We start from the raw sequence: 21,194 nt of genomic DNA on the forward strand, positions 1-21,194 counted from the left end.
CTCCCCCAACCCCTCCCTGAAGGGAGGGGCTTTCCCCGCATGACATCCCACGCGACGCATCTCTGGCGGCTCCTGACATGGGGGCGCACGCTGGCGCGCCACGGCGCGCTCCGCGGTATCGAGCGCGATCCGATGACGCCGGTGGCGGTGCGCCGATTGGCACGCATTGCACGATTCGGCGCGCGCGTGCCGAAGCAGCCGCGCTATGCCGAAGCGTTCGAATCCATCGGTCCGGCAGCGATCAAGCTGGGGCAGACGCTGGCAACGCGGCCCGATCTGGTCGGGGACGAAGCGGCCAAGGATCTGCTGCGCCTGCAGGATGCGCTTCCCCCCGTCCCGTTCGATCTGATCCGCAAGCAGATCGAGCAAAGCTTCGGCCGTCCGCTCGAAGCGCTCTACAGCCATTTCGACGAAGTGCCGGTGGGCGCCGCGTCCATCGCGCAGGTGCATCGCGCCACCACCATCCAGGGCCGCGACGTTGCCGTCAAAGTCCTGCGCCCCGGCGTGATCGAGCAGTTCAATCGCGACATCGTGACCTATGAATGGGCCGCCGCGCATCTGGAGCAACTGGGCGGCGAAGTCGCGCGGTTGCGCCCGCGCCTCGTCATCGCGAACCTCAAACGCTGGACGGCGCGCGAACTGGACCTGCGCCGCGAAGCGGCTTCGTCTTCCGAACTGGCCGAAGCGATGCAGGCCGAGCCGGGCTATACCATTCCGGAAATCGACTGGGACCGCACGTCGGGCCGGGTGATGACCATGGAGTGGATCGACGGCATCAAGATCGCCGACCGCGCCGCCATCGTCGCGGCAGGCCACGATACCAAGGCGATTGCCGCGCGGCTGGTCAACGCCTTCCTGCGCCAAGCGATCGCCGAAGGGTTCTTCCACGCAGACATGCATCAGGGGAACCTGTTCGTGAAGGCCAATGGCGACATCGTCGCCATCGATTTCGGCATCATGGGGCGCATCGACCGGCGGGCACGGATGTGGCTCGCCGAAATTCTCTATGGCCTCATTACCGGCAATTATCGCCGGGTCGCGGAAATCCATTTCGAAGCGCAATATGTGCCCGCGCATCACAATGTCGCAGAGTTCGCGACGGCCCTGCGCGCAGTGGGTGAGCCGATGCGCGGCAAGCCGGTCAGCGAATTGTCGGTGGGCGGGATGCTGGACGGGCTGTTCGCCATCACCCGCGATTTCGACATGCAGACCCAGCCGCATCTGCTGCTGCTGCAAAAGACGATGGTGATGGTGGAAGGCGTGGCCACCGCGCTCGACCCCGACATCAACATGTGGGAGACGAGCGGCCCTTATGTGAAAGAATGGCTGCGCACCGAACTGGGGCCGGAAGCCAAGGCCGCCGACACGCTGATCGAGAACTGGCGCACGCTGCAGCGCTTGCCCGATCTGGTTCGTCGGATCGAAGAACATTACCCGGCCAAGGGCGCCGCACCGCTGCCGCCTCCGCTGACCGAGATAAAGCTGATCGGGATGGGGTCGGGATGGAAATATGGGGCCGTGGCCGTGTTTGCCGCCGCCGGTGGCGCTTTGCTCACATTCCTATTATCATAGACTCATGACACGCGACGAAGCCATCGGACGGATTAGGGCGCATGAACAGGAAATGCGCGCGGCGGGGATGGACGCGCTATATCTGTTCGGTTCCACCGCGCGCGGCGAAGCAGGGCCGCAGTCAGACGTTGATTTAGCCTGCGACATTACGAACGCGCGCAAGATCGGACTGTTCGAATTCATCGCCATGCAACAGCGACTCGAAGAACTGCTCGGCACGCGTGTCGATCTGGTGGAACGCAAGGCGATGGGCGCGCGGCCACGGGTAGCGGTAGCGATGCACCACGACTCCGTTCAGGTGTTTTGATGGAGGACCAAGACCGGGATGCCGGTCGGCTCGAACTCATCATTCAGTTGATCGATGCGCTTGACAGGCGGCTGTCGCAGATAACGTCTGAGAAATTCGTAGCCGATGGCGACGAGATCGACCTTACATCCTATCGCCTTTCGGTTATCGGCGAAGAGTGCAACAAACTTAGTCAAACGATAAAGGGCCGCCACGATCTTCCCTGGCAAGCCATTTACGGCCTTCGCAATGTCGTGGCGCATAATTATCTGGCTATCGACCCGGAGCGTATCTGGATAGCGGCAACGGAAAATCTGGCTGCGCTGCACCGGGCCTGCATCATTGAACTGGCGAAATTCGATATATGAAGACCCCGCGCATCCTCCTCATCGTCTCTGGCGGTATCGCGGCGTACAAGGCGCTGGAGCTGGTGCGGTTGCTGCGGCGTGAGGATATTGCGGTGCGGGCGGTGATGACGGAGAGTGCGCGCGAGTTCGTGACGCCGCTGTCGCTGGGCGTGCTGACAGGCGATCAGGTGTACGGCAATATGTTCGACCTGAAGGAAGAGAGCGAGATCGGGCATATCCAGCTTAGCCGCGAAGCCGATCTGATCGTGATCTGTCCCGCCACCGCCAACATCATGGCGAAGATGGCGGCAGGCATTGCCGACGATCTGGCCACGACCATCCTGCTTGCCACCGATGCGCCGGTGCTCGCGGTGCCTGCGATGAATGTGCGGATGTGGCACCATCCCGCGATGCAGCGCAATCTGGCGCAATTGCGCGCCGACGGCATCACGATCATGGAGCCGGATAGCGGCGGCATGGCCTGCGGCGAATGGGGCAAGGGGCGACTGCCTGAGCCGGAAGTCGTGGCGGCGGAAATTAGAAACCTCCTCTCCGCCCCCTCTCCGTTCGTCCCGAGCGAAGTCGAGGGACATTCGCGCGCTCTTCACGGCAAGCATGTCCTCGTCACCGCCGGACCGACGCACGAACCCATCGATCCGGTCCGCTACATCGCCAATCGCTCTTCGGGGAAGCAGGGGTTTGCGATTGCGCGCGCCGCCGCCGATGCCGGTGCGCGGGTAACGCTGGTGAGCGGGCCGGTTGCGCTCCCCACGCCGCGCGGGGTTACGCGGGTCGATGTCGAGACAGCGCGGGAAATGCTGGCGGCGGTCGAAGCGGCGCTGCCAGCCGATGTGGCCTTCATGGTTGCCGCCGTCGCCGATTATCGTACGCAGGATGAAGCCGCGCAGAAGATCAAGAAATCGGGCGATGGCCCTGCCCCGCTGACGCTGATCGAGAATCCGGATATTCTCGCGACTTTGGGCAAGCACCCCAAGCGCCCCGGCTTGCTGATCGGTTTTGCAGCGGAGACCGAGAAGCTGGCGGACCATGCGCAGGCCAAGCTGGCGCGCAAAGGCGCGGACTGGATCGTCGCCAATGACGTGTCGGGCGATGTGATGGGCGGGGACGCGAACAGCGTGCATATCGTCACCGCGCAAGGCATCGACACATGGGAACGCCTGCCAAAAGATGCCGTCGCCAACCGCCTGATCGAGAAAGTCATCCATGTCCTTGCCGCCGATTGAGATTGCCATAATGCGCCTGTCCCATGGCGCCGACCTGCCCCTGCCCGCTTATGCGACCGCAGGGGCTGCGGGCATGGACGTGGTGGCGGCCGAAGAACTCGATCTTGCCCCCGGCGCGCGTCATGCGGTCGCCACCGGTTTTGCGATGGCCATTCCGGCAGGCTATGAAGTGCAGGTGCGGCCCCGCTCCGGCCTGGCGCTCAAGCATGGCGTTACCGTGCCCAATACCCCCGGCACGATCGACAGCGATTATCGTGGCGAGTTGAAAATCATCATGATCAATCATGGCGACACGCCCTTCCCGATCCGCAGAGGCGACCGCATCGCACAGATAGTTGCGGCACCAGTCCAGCAGGCGCGCTTTACCGAAGTCGACGCACTGGACGACACGGCGCGGGGCACAGGCGGGTTTGGTTCGACCGGGCAATGAGCCTGACCGACTCCCAGCTTGAGCGCTATGCGCGGCATATCGTGCTGAAGGAAATTGGCGGGGCGGGGCAGGCGCGGTTGCTTTCGGGGCATGTGGCTCTGGTCGGTGCGGGCGGGATCGGCAGTCCGGCGATCCAGTATCTGGCGGCGGCGGGTGTCGGCACCTTACGGGTGATCGACGACGATGCGGTGGCTTTGTCGAACCTGCAGCGGCAGGTGCTTTTCGGGACGGCAGACATTGATGCGCCCAAGGCGGAGGCCGCCGTCGCCGCCGTTGCGCGATTGACGCCCGATGTGCATGTTATTGCCATTCTTCAGCGTCTTACCGCAGACAATGCTGCACTTATGCTGCGGGACGTGGATGTCGTGATCGATGGTAGCGACAGCTTCGAAACGCGGCTGGCGGTGGCGGATGCGGCGCAGCGATTGCGCATTCCGCTGGTGTCCGCAGCCGTGGGGCAGTTCGAGGGGCAGCTTGCCGTCTATCGCGGGTGGGAAGCGGACAAGCCGTGCTATCGCTGCCTGGTCGGGGGCGATCCGGGGCGGGCCGAAGCAAGCTGCGCCGAGCAGGGCGTGATGGGTGCGCTGACGGGCATGATGGGCAGCCTCGCCGCGCTGGAAGCGATCCGCGCGATGGTGCCGTTCGGGGACGACAGTGCGGGCAAGTTGCTGATCGCCGACCTGCTGTCGCTGCGGTTCCGGACGTTGACGGTGCCGAAAGATCCCGCTTGCCCGCGTTGCGCGCTGGCCCATGCGTGACATGAAGATCGTTGTGCTGACCGCCGACCCGGAGCGGTTGCGCGGCGCGCTGGCGATGGCGGCGGCCCACGCGGCATTGGGGGGCGCTGCACAGATGTTCTTTCAGATGGATGCCGTGGCGCTTCTTTCTGACGCTGCGTCCGCTCCGCGCGATGCAGCCCACGTCGCTGCGGGGATGCCGCGCCTTGCCGCGTTGATCGAAGAGGCACTGGGTTTGGGCGTGACCCTGATCGCCTGTCAGAGCGGCTTGGCACTTGCCGGAATGGATGCCGCCACGCTGGACTCACGCATCGCGACCGGAGGGTCGGTCGGCTTCCTGCAAGGCGTCGGCGATAGCGACCGGCTGCTTTTCGTGTAATCTGGACACAAGGGCCAAAGCGACTATAGCGATCCGCAAAACAGGCAGCAGAGCAGGGATTTCCGGGCCATGACCGTCACCATCACCCAAGCGGATCTGATCGAAAGCGTGGCCGACGCGCTGCAATTCATCAGCTACTATCACCCGATGGATTATATCCGCGCGCTGGGCGAAGCATATGAAGCGGAACAGTCGCCCGCCGCCAAGGACGCTATCGCGCAGATCCTGACCAACAGCCGCATGTGCGCCGAGGGTCATCGCCCGATCTGTCAGGACACCGGCATTGTCAATGTGTTCGTGAAATGGGGCATGGATTGCCGCCTGGACGACACCGCAAAGTCAATGCAGGAGATTATCGACGAAGGCGTGCGCCGCGCCTATCTGCACCCGGAAAACAAGCTACGCGCTTCGGTCCTCGCCGACCCGGCTTTCACCCGCCGCAATACCAAGGATAACACTCCTTGCGTGTTGCATGTCGAGATGGTGCCGGGATCGAAAGTCAGCGTCGATGTAGCGGCCAAGGGCGGCGGCAGCGAGAACAAGTCCAAGTTCAAAATGATGAACCCCAGCGACAATATCGTCGACTGGGTCTTGGAGATGATCCCGCAAATGGGCGCAGGCTGGTGCCCGCCGGGGATGCTGGGCATCGGCATCGGCGGCACGGCGGAACATTGCGTGCTGCTGGCGAAGAAAGCGCTGATGGACCCGATCGACATGGGACCGCTCAAGGCACGCGGGCCGCAGAACGATATCGAAGCGCTGCGCATCGAGATTTTCGACAAGGTGAACGCGCTGGGCATCGGCGCGCAGGGTCTGGGCGGGCTTTCCACCATTCTCGACGTCAAGATCATGGACGCGCCCTGCCACGCCGCTGGCAAGCCGGTGGCGATGATCCCCAATTGCGCCGCGACGCGCCATGCGCACTTCACGCTGGACGGCAGCGGCCCCGCCTATCTCGAACAGCCCAAGCTGAGCGAATGGCCCGACGTCAACTGGACGCCGGACAAGGCCGCGATCCGCGTCGATCTCGATACGTTGACGCCGGAAGTGGTGCAAAGCTGGAAGCATGGCGACCGCCTGTTGCTCAATGGCAAGATGCTGACCGGCCGCGACGCCGCGCACAAGCGGATCAAGGACATGCTGGATGCGGGCGAACCGTTGCCGGTGGAGTTCAAGGGTCGCGTCATTTATTATGTCGGGCCGGTCGATCCGGTGGGTGAGGAAGTGGTCGGCCCCGCTGGCCCCACCACCGCCACGCGCATGGACAAGTTCACGCGCATGATGCTGGAAGAAGGCTTGCTGGCGATGGTCGGCAAGGCGGAACGCGGGCCGATGGCCATCGACGCGATTCGCGACCACAAGAGCGCCTATCTGATGGCAGTCGGCGGCGCGGCCTATCTGGTGGCGAAAGCGATCAAGGGATCGAAGGTCGTGGGCTTTGCCGATCTGGGCATGGAAGCGATCTACGAATTCGAAGTGCAGGACATGCCGGTGACGGTTGCCGTGGATAGCGAAGGCCAGTCGGTCCACCATCTTGCGCCGCTGGTCTGGCAGGAAAAGATCAAGCGGGAGAAGCTGCTGGAGCGCGCCTGACCGCTAATGGTGGGCCGCGATCATCGCTTCCTCGGCAGCGGTGAAGGCGGAGCCGCCCTTTGGTGCGTCGGCGGCATTGGCGGTGGCGAAGAACGCCAGGCCTTTGCCCGACACCGGATCGACCCACAGGCCCGAGCGCAAGCCATAGGCTTCGCCCGCATGGCCGATCCGCGTACGCCCGTCGCCAAAGGGATCGTCGCGACATTGCGCGTTGCGCCCCGGTAGCGCGAGTATCTGCACCGCCAATCCGTAGGCGCAGTGAAAGCCGCCTTCGGTGTCGCCATTGCTGCCATCAAAAGTCCATTGCGCGCGGGTCATTTCCGCAAGGCTGGCGGCTTTGAGGAAATCGGGACGCTGGCCGGTCAGGACCATGCCGAGCGTTGCCAGACTGCGTGCCCCGATCCGCATACCACCTTGCGGACTGAAGGCCGCGCCGTGACGCCCCAGTGGGTAGCGCGTGAGATCGCAGCTACCGTCAGTTGCAGGAACCACCGGGCAATCGGGCTTCGTGCCGTGCAGATCGTCGCGCGCCACGCTGCCGCCGGCATTATACAGAACGACGGCGTGGCGCACCGCGCGCGGTGAGCAGGTCGTCCAGTTGAAGCAGGCGTCTAGGCCGAGCGGAGCGAAAACCTCTCGCTGCATGGAGCGGTCGAAACGTTCGCCGGTAGCCGCCTCCATTACCGCCGCGACAATCGGGAAATTGAGATTGGAATAGGCGAAATACGCACCCGGCTCGTGCGCGCTGTCCCACGCCTTGGGATCGCGCATCGCTACGTCCAGCCGCGCATCGAGAGGCAGCGCGTACTCCACGCCGTCCCGCACTCCGGCAGTATGCGACAATAACAACCGTAGCGTGATCGGGCGATCCGGGAAGGCGGGATTGCGCAAGGGCCAGCCCAGTACCTGCGACACGTCCCGATCCAGATCGAGGGCGCCGCGCTCCACCAGCCGCATGACGGCCAGCGCCGTTGCCAGTTTGGAGATAGATGCGATCCGGACGGGATCGTCGGCCTTTGCATAACGACCGGCGCTACGGTCGGCCATGCCCTGTGCGCCGCTGGCCGTGACCTGTCGCCCGTCGAAACGCGCCCAGGCGGATGCCGGTTCGGGGACTTCGGCGGCGGCATTGGCAGTCGATGCCGGGGAAATTGCCCATGCCGAAAGGGTCATTGCCACCCATAGAGGGAAGGGTCGTTTCATGGACCGTATCGCTTGCACCGCCCTGCACCTCCCGCGCCCCCGGACGCTTTTTGCCGGGCCGGGGTTCGACCTCGGATATGTCACTAATCCTTATTTAACCACAACGGTTTACGCAGGAAAGGATGAAGCATGCCGCGCTCACGACTGACATATATCAAACGATAACCAAGGCCGCAAAGCTGTCAGGCGATCTGGGACTGCGGACGCTCGACCTTCAGGCGGACATCGCGGAACTGGCCGGTCGCGTCACCGCGCAGGCGAAAACCATTGACGTCATTGGCAGCGAAGCGGTCCAACTGGCCCACGACAGCGCCAACGTGTCCGATGCAGCCAATGACGCACAGCAGAAGGCGACCGCTGCCCATGCCGTGATCAGCGATTCCAATCGCCAGCTTTCCGAAGCGACCGTGGATGTCGTCGACATGATCGAACAGGTCAGCCGCATCCATGACAGTCTGGGCGGCTTCACCGAAGCATTGACCAAGGTCGGCCATGTCACCAGCGTGATCAGTGGCATTGCCAGCCAGACCAACCTGCTGGCGCTCAACGCGACCATCGAAGCGGCCCGTGCGGGCGACGCGGGGCGCGGCTTTGCCGTGGTGGCCAGCGAAGTCAAAAAACTGGCGCAGGAAACCGCCGCCGCCACCAAGACGATCGAAGTGTCGATCCGTGCGCTGGCGGGCGAAGCCGACGGCATGCTCAGCCGCATCGGCAAGGGCGTGGAAAAGGCCAAATCGGCGCACAAGGGAACGCGCGACATCGAAGCGCTGGTCGATCGACTGGCCACGTTGATGCGGGGGCTTTCGGAAAACAGCGCGTCGGTGGCGAACCGCATCAGCTCGATGGTCAGTTCGGTAAGCGAGATCCACAGCGGTCTCGATGCGTTGTCGACCACCTCGACCGATAATGCCCTGGGCCTGCAAAGGCTGTCAGGCCGAGTCAGCACGGTCAGCGACGACACCAACATCCTGTTGCAGTATCTCGCCGAAAGCGGCGTCGAAATACCCGATTCGCCGTATATCCACTTCGGATTGCGCGCGGCGGAAGCCATTGCCGAGCAGCTCGAACGCGATATCGGCGAAGGCCGGATTGCAGAGGCGGACGCATTCAGCGGCACTTATGCGCCGGTCGCTTTCTCCGATCCCAAGCTGTTTACGCACCCCATTCAGCCGTTCATAACGGCTGCGGCACGTCCGTTGCAAGAACAGGCGCGGGCCTTGCCGGGCTTTTTCGGCATGACCTGCACCGACCGCACATCCTGGGGCGGTGTCGCCATGCCCGAAAGATCGCTCCCACAGCGTCCCAACGATCCGATCTGGAACGCGGAGTTCGCGCGGGCCGGGCAGATTTTCGATACCCCCGACACGGTCGAGCAAGTGAAGACTACGCAGCCATTCTGCATCAAGGCCTATCGCCGCCCGATCAGCGGCGGCGGCGTGATCCTGTTGAAACAGGTTATTGCCTCGATCCATATTCGCGGTCGCCACTGGGGCATTCTGCAGATCGCCTACGCCGACCAGAGCTGAACGACCTTCCGAAAAAAAAACCTGTTATAAAAATGCCTTGGCAAGCGCTGTCAAAGAACATAGACAGAACATATGGCATGGCTCGACACTCGGCAGAAACTTGAAATCCTTGCCGATGCGGCGAAATACGATGCGTCCTGCGCGTCGTCGGGAACATCCAAACGCAGCAGCACCAGCGGCCCGAAGGGCGGGATCGGATCGACCGAAGGCATGGGCATCTGTCATGCTTATGCCCCCGATGGCCGCTGCATCTCGCTGCTGAAAATCCTGCTGACCAACAGTTGCGTCTTCGATTGCCATTATTGCATCAACCGCAAGAGCAGCAATGTTCGCCGCGCGCGCTTCACGCCGCAGGAAGTCGTCGACCTGACGCTCTCCTTCTATCGTCGCAATTATATCGAGGGGCTGTTCCTCTCATCCGGCATCATCCGCTCGCCGGACTATACGATGGAGCAAGTCGTGGAAGTGGCGCGCAGCCTGCGCGAGGATCATGACTTTCGCGGCTATATTCATTTGAAAACCATACCCGATGCCGATCCGGAACTGATCCGGCAGGCGGGGCTTCATGCCGACCGTATATCGATCAACGTCGAATTGCCGACACGCGCGGGGCTAAAACGGCTGGCACCGGAAAAAGACACCGACCGCATCGAAGGCGCAATGGGGTCGATGCAGACGGAAATGATCGATAACAAGGACGCGCGCAAACGCTATCGCCACGCGCCGCGTTTCGCACCGGCCGGCCAGTCGACGCAGATGATCGTGGGCGCGGACGACGCCAGCGATACGGCCATCGTCACACGGGCAAGCGGGCTTTACGGCAACTTCGGGCTACGGCGCGTCTATTATAGCGCGTTCTCCCCCATTCCCTCGGCCAGTGCGGTGCTGCCGTTGCAACGCCCGCCGCTGATCCGCGAGCATCGGCTGTATCAGTCCGACTGGCTGATGCGCTTTTACGGTTATGCCGCGCATGAGATTGCCGATGCGGCGGACAGCGTGACGGGCAATCTGCCACTGGATATCGACCCAAAGCTGGCCTGGGCGCTCAAGCATCGCGCGGACTTCCCTGTGGATGTGAACCGTGCGCCACGGGAAAAGTTATTGCGCGTGCCGGGGCTGGGGGTGAAAGCCGTCAATGCGATCTTGCAGTCGCGCCGCTTCCGTACGCTGCGGCTCAGCGATGTCGCACGTTTGACGGCATCCATCGTGAAGATACGTCCGTTTCTGATCGCGTCGGACTGGCGCCCCGTCATGCTGGCGGATCGGGCCGATTTACGGTCGCTGCTTGCGCCCAAACTCCGACAACTCGATTTATTCGGCACGTGAAGCGGAAATGTCAGCTTTTTGGGCCCATTTTGCACTTTTCCGATTGATTCTGTGGCGTTCTCATGAAACCTTCGCTGTGCCTTCAATCGACAAAGGGGATTGCGATGGCTTCGATATTTCCGACACGCACGGCGGACAATGTTCAGTCGGTCGACTATGGTCGACGGATGAGCAGCCATGTCGCAGCAGCGCTGGTGATCTTCGCCGTGTTGCAGATCGCTGTCGTAGCGAAGCTGGGCGGATCGCTCGTCATGCACCTTGGCATATTCATCGCAATTGGCGGCTTTGCGATTGCGGCTCGCAGCCTGGAAAGTCGCTGGATCGCTCTTTCGGAAAAGTCGGATACAGATCAATTGGCGCGCTGTTTCCGCGCAGATATAATTCCGCTTTGGGCCGCCAGCCTCGTCGCCCCGTTCCTTTGGATACCGGTCGGGATGATGTTCGGGCTCATGTTCAACTAGCAACAGCCCTTTTTTCTAACATAGACGACGGCGGTGCGGTTGCCGACGGTGTACGCGCATGTTCTGCGTAACCCTCGACGCGCCGGACGATTTCGATGGGTGGCGCAATGCAGCGCGCAATCTGGCGCTGTCCAAGGTGCCTGCGCAGGAAGTTAGCTGGCACGTAGGTGCATCGAGCGGCGATCTGTTCGGCGGTGCAGCGTTACCGCAGGTCGATCCTTCCGCCTCTTTCGCCGTGCCCCGGCCCTTTGTGGATCTTGCGCAGTCGGCGATACTGCACAGCGACCCCGAACGCTTTGCCTTGCTGTACGCGCTGTTGCTGCACGTCCGGGCCGGTCCCGGTGTCGTGCAGGATCGAGCCGACCCCCTCCTGCGCCGGGTCGATATGCTGGCGAAGGCAGTGCGCCGCGACATTCACAAGATGCATGCCTTCGTCCGCTTCCGCGAAATCGAAGCGGTTGATGGCGCGCCCGCCCGGTTCGTCGCGTGGTTCGAGCCGGATCATCACATTGTCCGCGCCAATGCCGGATTTTTCATCCGCCGCTTCGCCAATATGTGCTGGTCGATCCTGACGCCGGAATGCAGCATCCATTGGGACGGGAACATTTTGCGCGAAGGGCCAGGTGCCGAACGGGGCGACGCGCCTGCCGAAGATCCGGTCGAGGATATCTGGAAAGGCTATTACAGCGCGATCTTCAATCCGGCGCGGCTGAAGGTCGGTGCGATGATGTCGGAGATGCCGAAGAAATACTGGCGCAACTTGCCGGAGGCTTCGCTGATCCCGGATTTGATCGCAGGCGCACAAGCGCGCGAGTCCGCCATGATCGCCGCCAGTCCGGTGCCCAGTAAGAATATCGAAGCGATCCCAGGCGCGAGGGAAAATTGGACTGAACTACGCGCCGAGGCGATGACCTGCACCCGCTGCGCCTTGCACTGCACCGCCACGCAAACCGTGTTCGGCGAAGGTCCGGCCGATTCGCGCCTGATGATCGTCGGAGAACAGCCGGGCGATCAGGAGGATCTGGCGGGGCGGCCTTTTGTCGGCCCGGCGGGGCAGGTGCTGAACGATGCGCTGGCCAAAACCGAGATTGATCGGTCGCGCACTTATCTGACCAACGCCGTGAAGCATTTCAAACATGAGCTGCGCGGCAAGCGACGTATTCACCAGACGCCGCAAACCCCCGAAATCGAAGCCTGCCGATGGTGGCTGGGCCGCGAAATCGACGCGATCCGCCCGCCGGTGATCCTTGCGCTGGGAGCGACGGCGGCGCGTGCGGTGCTGGGCAAGGCCGTAACCATTGGCAAGGTGCGGGGCGCTGCGATCCCGCTGCCCACGGGCCAGGAATTATGGGTGACCGTCCATCCCAGCTATTTGCTGCGCATTCCCGACGCCCAAAAAGCCGAGGAGGAACGCGCACGCTTTCTGGACGATCTGCGGCTGGTCAGGGCGCGGCTGGACGGGGCGCGGCTGGAGACGGTCTGATCGTCCGGGTTATTCGCACCCCATCAGATTGTCATCCTTGTAGAAATGGCAGACGGCCGACCATGCGTCCTCCGCCGTTTCTACCCATGTGAACAGGTCGAGATCGCGATGCGCAATGACGCCTTCATCGGCAAGGGCTTCGAAATCGACGACCTTCGTCCAGAAGTCCTTGCCGAACAGCAGGATAGGGATCGGCTTCATCTTGCCGGTCTGGACGAGGGTCAACAGTTCGAACATTTCATCGAACGTGCCAAAGCCGCCGGGGAACACTGCCAGCGCCCGTGCGCGCAGCAGGAAGTGCATCTTGCGCAGTGCGAAATAGTGAAACTGGAACGACAATTCAGGTGTCACATAGACATTAGGCGCCTGCTCATGCGGCAGGACGATATTCATGCCGATGGAGGGCGCTTCCGCATCGGCTGCGCCGCGATTGGCCGCTTCCATGATGGAAGGGCCGCCGCCCGAACACACAACGAAATTCTGATGCCCATGTTCGTCGACGGGATAGCGCGCTGCGATCCCGGCCAGCTTGCGTGCTTCGGTATAATATTTCGACTTGGCGGCGAGGCGCTGCGCGATCTCCCGTTCCTTGTCGGTGGTCGCCGCGTCGATCCGCTCCTGCGCACGATCCGGTTCGGGAATGCGGGCCGAGCCATAGAATACGAAGGTCGATTCAATCTTCGCTTCGTTCATCAGCAATTCGGGCTTGAGCAATTCAAGCTGAAAACGGATGGGGCGCAAATCCTCGCGCAGCAGGAAATCGGTATCCTGAAACGCCAGCTTGTACGCGGCGCTCATGGTTTGCGGGGTGTGCAGGTTTTTGGCGGCGTCCTTGGCTTCCTGCTTGGCAGGGCGGAACTTGCGCTCTTCAATCTCTTTCTTGGTCATCGACGGCCATTAGCCAAGGGGCATGACATTGCCAAGACGCAACCGCCCGAGACTTAGCGGCAATACAGCCCCTTGCCCCCCAGATCGAAGTGCAGATGATCCTGATGCGCGGCATTGTAATCGGGGCTGAGCACGGTGCGGAAACGCTTGCAGGCACTGCCGCGGATGGTGCGCAGGAATTGCTGCTCACGACTGTCGCCGTTCCAGTTGCCCTTGATCGAAATGCGGCGCCCGTCCGCCAGCACGAATGCCGACACATCCACGGCATTGCTGCGCGCATGTTCGGACAATCGCCCCGATCCGGCGATGGGACGGCAGGAATAGGTGCCAAACGTCTCGATCCGCACCAGCTCGCTCCCCAGGAACAGCCGCGCAGCAGGCTGTACGGCGTAACGCGTCCAAGCGGAAAATTTCTCCGCAAGAGGGCAGGTCATGGCGCCCAGATTGGTCGTCGGCACGCCGGTATCCAGCAGCTTGACCGACCCGACCGCCGAGCAGCCGCCGCCGAAACTGCGGTCCGGCAAGGTAGAGAACTGAACGCCCAATCGTCGTAAATCGGCCACACATTGCTTGATATCGACCTGTGGCGGGGCGACCCTAGCGGGCTGTCGTGCGCGCACGCTGCGCCGCTTTTCCGATGGCCCGGCGCAGGCGCTGACGAGTGCCAACAGCGCAACGGCCGCAACCCAACGCCCTGAAAATCCGCCTTTAGTGTCTCGCCCGCTCATTGGGGCCAGTATATCCGTCAATGCTGAACCTGTGGCAACGGCTTTGCGTTTCAGTCGGTCGTGCCGTGCGCACTGACTGGCCAGCGACCTTCATCGCACTTGACTAATCCGCTGCCGCCTGTAGGGCCGCCGACGGGCCACGCGGTCCCAACGCCGCGCGTGCTCTCTGTGAGGAGAGACTACATGACTGAAGTTACCCGTCCGGGCTCTAAGCCTGCGCGTCCTTTCTTTTCTTCCGGCCCTTGCGCGAAACCGCCCGGCTGGACCCCCGAAAAACTCGCCACCCAATCGCTGGGTCGTTCGCACCGGTCGAAGATCGGCAAGACACGTCTGCAATATTGCATCGACCTGATGCGCGAATTGCTCAACCTGCCTGAAACGCACCGCATCGGCATCGTGCCGGGGTCGGACACGGGCGCTTTTGAAATGGCGATGTGGACGATGCTGGGTGCGCGCCCGATGACCACGATGGCGTGGGAAAGCTTTGGCGAAGGCTGGGTGACGGATGCCGCCAAGCAGCTTAAAATCGACCCGACAATCGTGCGCGCCGATTACGGCCAGTTGCCCGATCTCTCCGCCGTCGATTTCTCGACCGACGTGCTGTTCACCTGGAACGGCACCACCTCTGGCGTGCGCGTCCCCAATGCCGACTGGATTCCCGATGACCGCGAAGGCCTGACTTTCGCCGATGCGACCAGCGCGGTGTTCGCGTACGATATTGACTGGACGAAGATCGACGTCGCGACATTCTCCTGGCAGAAGGTGCTAGGCGGCGAAGGCGCGCATGGCGTGCTGATCCTCGGCCCCCGCGCGGTCGAACGGCTCGAAACCTACACCCCAGCATGGCCGCTGCCCAAGGTGTTCCGTCTGGTATCGAAGGGCAAGCTGACCGAAGGCGTGTTCAAGGGCGAGACGATCAACACCCCCTCCATGCTGGCAGTGGAAGACGCGATCTTCGCGCTGGAATGGGGCAAGTCCATCGGTGGCGCGGCTGGCCTGATCGCACGCAGCGACGCCAATGCCGCCGCGCTCGACAAGATCGTCGCGGATCGTGACTGGCTCGGCCATCTCGCGGCGGACCCGGCGTCGCGCTCCAAGACCAGCGTGTGCCTGACCGTCGAAGGCGCCGACGAAGCGTTCATCAAGAGCTTCGCCGGTCTGCTGGAGAAGGAAGGCGCGGCATACGACATCGCGGGTTATCGCGATGCTCCTGCCGGCCTGCGCATCTGGTGCGGCGCGACCGTCGACACCGCCGATATCGAAGCGCTCGGCCCCTGGCTCGACTGGGCTTACGCCCAGACGAAGGCTGCCGCTTAACACCTGCGTAATTCGTCACCCCAGCGAAAGCTGGGGTCTCACTTCCCTTGAAAAACAAGGGAGATCCCAGCGTTCGCTGGGATGACAGGAGTATATATCATGCCCAAAGTTCTCATTTCCGATAAAATGGACCCCCGCGCCGCTCAGATCTTCCGCGACCGGGGCGTCGAAGTCGACGAAATCACCGGCAAGACACCCGAAGAGCTGATCGCGATCATCGGTCAGTATGACGGCCTCGCCATCCGTTCCTCGACCAAGGTGACGAAAGCGATCCTCGACGCCGCGACCAACCTGAAGGTTATCGGTCGCGCAGGCATCGGCGTCGACAATGTCGACATCCCCGCAGCATCCGCCAAGGGTGTGGTCGTCATGAACACCCCGTTCGGCAACTCGATCACCACCGCCGAACATGCCATTGCCCTCATCTTTGCCCTCGCGCGCCAACTGCCCGAAGCCGATGCGTCCACGCAGGCGGGCAAGTGGGAAAAGAACCGCTTCATGGGCGTCGAAGTCACCGGCAAGGTGCTGGGCCTGATCGGCGCGGGTAACATCGGCTCCATCGTGGCCGACCGTGCTCTGGGCCTCAAGATGAAGGTGGTTGCGTTCGATCCGTTCCTGACGCCCGAGCGCGCCGTGGATATGGGCGTGGAAAAGGTCACGCTGGACGAGTTGCTCGCCCGCGCCGACTTCATCACCCTGCACACGCCGCTGACCGACCAGACCCGCAACATCCTGTCCGCCGAAGCGCTGGCCAAGACCAAAAAGGGTGTGCGCATCGTCAACTGCGCGCGCGGCGGCCTGATCGACGAAGCGGCGCTGAAGGCCTGTCTGGACAGCGGCCATATCGGCGGCGCAGCACTCGACGTGTTCGTGACCGAACCGGCGAAGGAAAGCCCGCTGTTCGGCACCCCCAACTTCATCTCGACCCCGCATCTGGGCGCGTCCACGGACGAAGCGCAGGTCAACGTCGCGCTGCAGGTGGCCGAGCAACTGTCCGACTATCTGCTGGACGGCGGCGTGACCAACGCGCTCAACATGCCCAGCCTGTCTGCGGAAGAAGCGCCCAAGCTCAAGCCCTACATGGCGCTCGCCGAAAAGATGGGCAGCCTGCTGGGGCAGCTTGAAGGCGACAAGGTGCAGGGCATTTCGATCGAAGTCGAAGGCCATGCAGCGGAACTGAACCAGAAGCCGATCACCGCAGCGGTGCTGGCGGGCCTGATGCGCGCCTATTCCGACACGGTGAACATGGTCAATGCGCCGTATCTCGCCAAGGAACGCGGCCTCGACGTGCGCGAAGTGCGCCACGATCGCGAAGGTGCGTACCAGACGCTGGTGCGCGTCACGGTGCAGACGCCGACCGGCGAACGCTCCATCGCTGGCACTCTGTTCGGACCGGAGCAGCCGCGTCTGGTCGAACTGTTCGGTATCAAGGTGGAAGCCGATCTGGCGGGCAACATGCTCTACATCGTCAACCAGGACGCGCCCGGCTTCATCGGTCGTATCGGGTCGACGCTGGGTCATGCGGACGTAAACATCGGCACCTTCCATCTGGGTCGCCGCAATCAGGGTGGCGAAGCGGTGCTGCTGCTGTCGGTCGACGGCGTGGTCACCGAGCCGCTGCTGTGGGACATCTGCAAGCTCGACGGCGTGAAGACCGTGAAGCTGCTGCGCTTTGCGTGAGGCAGTAGACTAACCGGAAACCCGCCCCCTCCGCCCTCATTCGGTTCGAGCTTGTCGAGAACTGGCCCAAGCGACTCGTTCTCGACGGGCGCTTCTCGGCTACGCTCGAAGCTGCTCGAACCGACCGGGTTTGAATGTGTAGGGGGATTGGCATGGGGGACTCGCCTCTCCCCAAAAATCCGCTAGAAGCGCCAGCTATGACCCAGCCCAACGCCATCACCGGCCTTCTGCCCGAAGGATTGTCCGACCGTCTCCCCCCTGCGGCGGAGGCGTCGGCGCATCTGGCGCGCAGCGTGCTGGATACCGTAGCAGCGCATGGCTATGCCCGCGTGATGCCGCCGATTGCGGAGTTCGAGGAGACACTGACGCAGCGGCTTAAATCGGCCCGTGCGCAGGATTTGCTCCGCGCCGTCGATCCCGTGTCGCAGCGGACACTGGCGATCCGCCCGGACATGACGGCGCAGGTCGGGCGCATCGCCGCCACCCGTCTCGCCACCACCGCGCGGCCATTGCGGCTGTCCTATGGCGGCCCGGTGCTGAAACTGCGCGCCAATCAGCTGCGGCCGGAGCGCGAACAGTTGCAGGTCGGCGCGGAACTGATCGGAACGGACAGCGTCGCCGCAGCGGTCGAGATCGTCAACGTCGCCATCGAAGCGTTGCAGGCGGCAGGCGTCACGGGGATCACCATCGATTTCACCTTGCCCGACCTGATCGACACCCTCGCCGCCGGACCGATGCCGCTGAGCGACGCAGAGCGCGAAGCGGTGCGGACCGAACTGGACGCGAAGGATGCAGGCGCGCTCGTCGCGCTGGGTGCAGGCGCGGCGTCCTATCTGCCGCTGATCGAAGCGGCGGGGCCGTTCCATGCTGCGATGGACAAGCTGGAAGCCATCGACGCCGCCACCGGGCAAGGCGCGATTGCCAGCCGCATCGCTGCGTTGCGGGCCATCGCCAAGCCCATTGGCTGGGACATTACCCTGACGCTCGACCCGACCGAACGCCATGGCTTCGAATATCAAAGCTGGTTCGGATTTTCCGTTTTCGCAGAGGGGTTCGTCGGCGAAATCGGGCGCGGCGGCAGCTACGCCATCCTGCGCAGCGACGGCAGCGAAGAACCCGCCATCGGCTTCTCCCTCTACCCCGACCCGCTGATCGACGCAGGCTTCGGCGCGATGCCCGTCAAGCGGCTGTTCCTGCCGCTGGGGCATGATGCACTGGTGGCGAAGGCATTGCGCGGCGAAGGCTGGCGGACGGTCGCGGCATTGTCCGACGTGGATGACGGCGCGGCCCTGGGATGTTCGCACTGGCTGGATGGGGATTCGGCGCGGGGGTATTAGAAATAGTCAGACTGGCATTTCACGGTATAAATCTATTGTTTCAGCGATATCTTGGAATTTGCATTCAAGGTGTTTATCGATGAAAACAATATCGCCTTCTAACAGAGTATCTACTTTTATTCCATTTATCTTGTACCATAATTTAGTATTTAAAGACTGGCGTGGGGAGCATTGAATAGAGAATGTATTCCAAATATCATTATATATTTGGTGTTTAGTAATCCAATAATTATTGACAATGTCATAAGGCAAGAATGCATTTTCGGCGCAGGGGAGATGAATGCCGTCCCGGCTAATAGTCATTATTGGTTCTCGATGAAAGAAACCAATAATGCCGTGTAATTTATTAATCAAAGAAGCTATCAACATCACTATTGCAATAAATTCGAATACATTTACCCCGTCAAATGATAATACTGAAATTATGACAAAAACAGATATAAGCCTAATAATAGATAAGTACGATTTACTTAAGTAAATATTTAGTGATTCATCCATCCTTTAACTCGCCCGCCCGCTTCGCCGTCAGCAGATAATTCAACCCCTTCTTCTCCGACAGCACGAATCCCTTCGCCGGGTCCAGCGCGATCCCGCTCCACCCCGTCACTTCCAGCCCCGCTGCCACCAGCATCGGTTCGATTTCTTCGGGCGTCAGGAATTTGCTCCAGTCGTGCGTGCCGCGCGGAATCTGGCCCAGGCCTTCGCCCAGCGTAATCATCGCCAGCCGCGACAAGGGCGTGCGGTTGGGTGTCGAGAGTATCAGCAGCCCATCGGGCGCCAGCGCATCCGCCAGCCCGCGCAGGAACAACGCGGGGTCGGTGACATGCTCGATCACTTCCATGCTCGTCACCAGATCGAAGCCGGTTTCGCCCAGCGACTCCACGCCGACCGCGCGATAATCGATGCTGAGGCCCTGCCCCGCCGCATGGGCCTGCGCCGCAGCGATATTCTCATGCGCTGCGTCGATGCCTGTCACCTGCGCGCCCATCCGCGCCAGCGGTTCACACAGCAGGCCTGCGCCGCAGCCCACATCCAGCGCGCGCTTCCCCGTGAGCGGGCGCAGCGATTTCGCGTCGCCACGCCAATGCGCGTCCACCGCGTGGCGGATATAGGACAGGCGCACCGGGTTCAACTTGTGCAGCATCGCGCTGCTGCCCTTGGGATTCCACCAGTCGGCGGCCATCGTACCGAAATGCGCGGCCTCTGCCGGATCGATGGTCGTGATGCTTTCAGGGGCCACATTGCTTGCCATATCTGTTCCAACTTACTAAGGGAGGCCCGCTTTTGCACCCCTCGCGGACCCGTTTTCCGACATAATCTTACCCACAGGCAAGGCTGACAGCAAATATGGCGCGCATCGTGATGAAATTCGGCGGCACCTCCATGGCGGGGATGGAGCGAATTCGCAATGTTGCCGCGCGTGTGAAGCATGTCGTGAGCCAGGGTAACGAAGTCGCGGTCGTGGTTTCGGCAATGGCGGGGGAGACCGACCGGCTCGTCGGTTTCTGCCGCGAAGCCAGCGCGCTCTACGATCCGGCGGAATATGATGTCGTCGTTGCGGCGGGCGAGCAGATCACCAGCGGCCTGCTGGCCATGACGCTGAAAGCCATGGGCGTGGACGCGCGGAGCTGGCTCGGGTGGCAGTTGCCGATCCACACTATCGAATCCCACGCCAAGGCGCGGGTGGAAAGCATCGAGACGGACGCGCTGCTCGCCGCAATGGCATCCGGTCAAGTTGCGGTCATCCCCGGTTTTCAGGGGATGATGGAGGATGGCCGCGTGTCGACGCTGGGGCGCGGCGGATCGGACACGTCCGCCGTTGCCGTGGCTGCTGCGATCGGCGCAGACCGTTGCGACATCTACACCGATGTCGATGGCGTCTACACCACCGACCCCCGCATCGTTGCCCGCGCGCGCAAGCTCGACATGGTGACCTATGAGGAAATGCTCGAACTCGCGTCGGTCGGCGCGAAGGTGTTGCAGACCCGCTCGGTCGGCCTCGCGATGAAGGAAGGGGTGCGCGTTCAGGTGCTGTCCTCCTTCGACGACCCCACACAGGACGACCTGCCCGGTACGCTGATCGTCAGCGAAGAAGAATTGGAGGAAAGCAAGATGGAACGTCAGCTCATCACCGGCATCGCCCATGACAAGAACGAAGCCAAGATCATATTGACGCGCGTGCCCGACAGACCGGGCGCAGTCGCCAGCATCTTCAGCCCGCTTGCCGAAGCCAGCATCAACGTCGACATGATTATCCAGAATGACAGCAAGGATAAGGAAGAAACCGACGTAACCTTCACCGTGCCGCGCGCCGATCTTGCTCGCAGTGTCGACCTGCTCGAATCGTTGAAGGATCAGATCGGTTTCTATCGCATCATCACCGATGTCGAAGTCGCGAAGATCAGCGTCGTGGGTGTCGGCATGCGCAGCCACGCAGGTGTCGCGGCGACGATGTTCAAGACGCTGGCGGATCGCGGGATCAACATCGAAGCAATCTCGACCAGCGAAATCAAGGTCAGCGTGCTGATCGACGAGGACGAAACCGAACTGGCGGTGCGCGTGTTGCACACGGCCTACGGGCTGGATGCCGACGCGCCTGCTGCGTGAAATTTCGCAGGCAGGACTTTACTAACGCAGTCATCCCCGCGAAGGCGGGG

21 protein-coding genes are annotated in these 21,194 nt (G+C 62.3%); 16 read left to right on the forward strand and 5 right to left on the reverse strand.

Features of this window, described 5'->3' with window-relative positions; translation table 11 throughout:
• Positions 1–39: 39 nt before the first annotated feature.
• From ubiB to LQ220_RS08575, 8 genes are all read left to right on the forward strand, one after another.
• The gene (gene ubiB / locus LQ220_RS08540) at positions 40–1,572 is read left to right on the forward strand and encodes a 2-polyprenylphenol 6-hydroxylase (protein WP_230187865.1); all 1,533 of its coding nucleotides are present in this window, start codon (positions 40–42) and stop codon (positions 1,570–1,572) included.
• Between the two features lie 4 nt (positions 1,573–1,576).
• Complete coding sequence (locus LQ220_RS08545) at positions 1,577–1,879, forward strand: nucleotidyltransferase domain-containing protein (RefSeq protein WP_230187866.1); 303 nt, start codon at positions 1,577–1,579, stop codon at positions 1,877–1,879.
• Positions 1,879–2,226 carry a HepT-like ribonuclease domain-containing protein gene (locus LQ220_RS08550; protein ID WP_230187867.1) on the forward strand — a complete coding sequence of 116 codons (348 nt, stop codon included), beginning with the start codon at positions 1,879–1,881 and terminating at the stop codon, positions 2,224–2,226. The genes LQ220_RS08545 and LQ220_RS08550 overlap by 1 nt, the downstream gene beginning before the upstream one ends.
• Positions 2,223–3,449, forward strand: coding sequence for a bifunctional phosphopantothenoylcysteine decarboxylase/phosphopantothenate--cysteine ligase CoaBC (gene coaBC, locus LQ220_RS08555; protein ID WP_230187868.1), 1,227 nt, complete (start codon positions 2,223–2,225; stop codon positions 3,447–3,449). Before LQ220_RS08550 ends, coaBC begins: the two co-directional genes overlap by 4 nt.
• Complete coding sequence (dut, locus tag LQ220_RS08560) at positions 3,430–3,879, forward strand: dUTP diphosphatase (protein ID WP_230187869.1); 450 nt, start codon at positions 3,430–3,432, stop codon at positions 3,877–3,879. The genes coaBC and dut overlap by 20 nt, the downstream gene beginning before the upstream one ends.
• A complete protein-coding gene (locus LQ220_RS08565; protein ID WP_230187870.1) occupies positions 3,876–4,637 on the forward strand; it encodes a HesA/MoeB/ThiF family protein in 762 nt (253 codons plus the stop codon). The genes dut and LQ220_RS08565 overlap by 4 nt, the downstream gene beginning before the upstream one ends.
• Positions 4,630–4,995, forward strand: coding sequence for a DsrE family protein (locus LQ220_RS08570; protein WP_230187871.1), 366 nt, complete (start codon positions 4,630–4,632; stop codon positions 4,993–4,995). Before LQ220_RS08565 ends, LQ220_RS08570 begins: the two co-directional genes overlap by 8 nt.
• 69 nt (positions 4,996–5,064) lie before the next feature.
• Positions 5,065–6,588, forward strand: a complete 1,524-nt coding sequence (locus tag LQ220_RS08575; RefSeq protein ID WP_230187872.1) for a fumarate hydratase — start codon at positions 5,065–5,067, stop codon at positions 6,586–6,588.
• Positions 6,589–6,591: 3 nt separating this feature from the next.
• Here LQ220_RS08575 and LQ220_RS08580 read toward each other — a convergent pair whose 3' ends face one another.
• Positions 6,592–7,791, reverse strand: a complete 1,200-nt coding sequence (locus LQ220_RS08580; RefSeq protein WP_230187873.1) for a serine hydrolase domain-containing protein — start codon at positions 7,789–7,791, stop codon at positions 6,592–6,594.
• A 122-nt stretch (positions 7,792–7,913) separates the two neighbouring features.
• Here LQ220_RS08580 and LQ220_RS08585 point away from each other — a divergent pair, with 122 nt between their 5' ends.
• The 4 genes from LQ220_RS08585 to LQ220_RS08600 all read left to right on the forward strand — a co-directional run bounded on the left by LQ220_RS08585 (position 7,914) and on the right by LQ220_RS08600 (position 12,587).
• On the forward strand, positions 7,914–9,317 hold the full coding sequence (locus LQ220_RS08585) for a methyl-accepting chemotaxis protein (RefSeq protein WP_230187874.1): 1,404 nt from the start codon (positions 7,914–7,916) through the stop codon (positions 9,315–9,317).
• Positions 9,318–9,389: 72 nt separating this feature from the next.
• Positions 9,390–10,643, forward strand: coding sequence for a putative DNA modification/repair radical SAM protein (locus LQ220_RS08590; RefSeq protein ID WP_230187875.1), 1,254 nt, complete (start codon positions 9,390–9,392; stop codon positions 10,641–10,643).
• Between the two features lie 104 nt (positions 10,644–10,747).
• Positions 10,748–11,104: a hypothetical protein gene (locus LQ220_RS08595; RefSeq protein ID WP_230187876.1), complete on the forward strand. Its 357-nt coding sequence runs from the start codon at positions 10,748–10,750 to the stop codon at positions 11,102–11,104.
• Between the two features lie 58 nt (positions 11,105–11,162).
• Entirely contained in the window at positions 11,163–12,587 is a 1,425-nt protein-coding gene (locus tag LQ220_RS08600; protein ID WP_230187877.1) for a UdgX family uracil-DNA binding protein, read from the forward strand.
• A gap of 9 nt (positions 12,588–12,596) precedes the next feature.
• On the opposite strand, the gene LQ220_RS08605 is transcribed toward LQ220_RS08600, so the two are convergent.
• Together LQ220_RS08605 and LQ220_RS08610 are read right to left on the reverse strand one after the other, a co-directional pair.
• Complete coding sequence (locus tag LQ220_RS08605; protein WP_230187878.1) at positions 12,597–13,475, reverse strand: LOG family protein; 879 nt, start codon at positions 13,473–13,475, stop codon at positions 12,597–12,599.
• Positions 13,476–13,528: 53 nt separating this feature from the next.
• Entirely contained in the window at positions 13,529–14,203 is a 675-nt protein-coding gene (locus LQ220_RS08610; protein WP_230187879.1) for an extensin family protein, read from the reverse strand.
• 183 nt (positions 14,204–14,386) lie between these two features.
• On the opposite strand from LQ220_RS08610, the gene LQ220_RS08615 reads away from it, so the two are divergent.
• The 3 genes from LQ220_RS08615 to LQ220_RS08625 all read left to right on the forward strand — a co-directional run bounded on the left by LQ220_RS08615 (position 14,387) and on the right by LQ220_RS08625 (position 18,537).
• A complete protein-coding gene (locus LQ220_RS08615) occupies positions 14,387–15,520 on the forward strand; it encodes a phosphoserine transaminase (RefSeq protein ID WP_230187880.1) in 1,134 nt (377 codons plus the stop codon).
• Positions 15,521–15,619: 99 nt separating this feature from the next.
• Positions 15,620–17,200: a phosphoglycerate dehydrogenase gene (serA, locus tag LQ220_RS08620; protein ID WP_230187881.1), complete on the forward strand. Its 1,581-nt coding sequence runs from the start codon at positions 15,620–15,622 to the stop codon at positions 17,198–17,200.
• A gap of 197 nt (positions 17,201–17,397) precedes the next feature.
• Positions 17,398–18,537 (forward strand): ATP phosphoribosyltransferase regulatory subunit, encoded by a 1,140-nt coding sequence (locus LQ220_RS08625; RefSeq protein WP_230187882.1) that lies wholly within the window; start codon positions 17,398–17,400, stop codon positions 18,535–18,537.
• A gap of 6 nt (positions 18,538–18,543) precedes the next feature.
• On the opposite strand, the gene LQ220_RS08630 is transcribed toward LQ220_RS08625, so the two are convergent.
• Both LQ220_RS08630 and ubiG read right to left on the reverse strand, forming a co-directional pair.
• Positions 18,544–18,906 carry a hypothetical protein gene (locus tag LQ220_RS08630; protein ID WP_230187883.1) on the reverse strand — a complete coding sequence of 121 codons (363 nt, stop codon included), beginning with the start codon at positions 18,904–18,906 and terminating at the stop codon, positions 18,544–18,546.
• A gap of 121 nt (positions 18,907–19,027) precedes the next feature.
• A complete protein-coding gene (gene ubiG, locus LQ220_RS08635) occupies positions 19,028–19,789 on the reverse strand; it encodes a bifunctional 2-polyprenyl-6-hydroxyphenol methylase/3-demethylubiquinol 3-O-methyltransferase UbiG (RefSeq protein ID WP_230187884.1) in 762 nt (253 codons plus the stop codon).
• A 95-nt stretch (positions 19,790–19,884) separates the two neighbouring features.
• On the opposite strand from ubiG, the gene LQ220_RS08640 reads away from it, so the two are divergent.
• Positions 19,885–21,144, forward strand: coding sequence for an aspartate kinase (locus LQ220_RS08640; RefSeq protein ID WP_230187885.1), 1,260 nt, complete (start codon positions 19,885–19,887; stop codon positions 21,142–21,144).
• The last annotated feature ends 50 nt before the right edge of the window (positions 21,145–21,194 follow it).

The organism is Sphingobium sp. CECT 9361 (assembly GCF_918741285.1).
Taxonomy (GTDB): Bacteria; Pseudomonadota; Alphaproteobacteria; order Sphingomonadales; family Sphingomonadaceae; genus Sphingobium.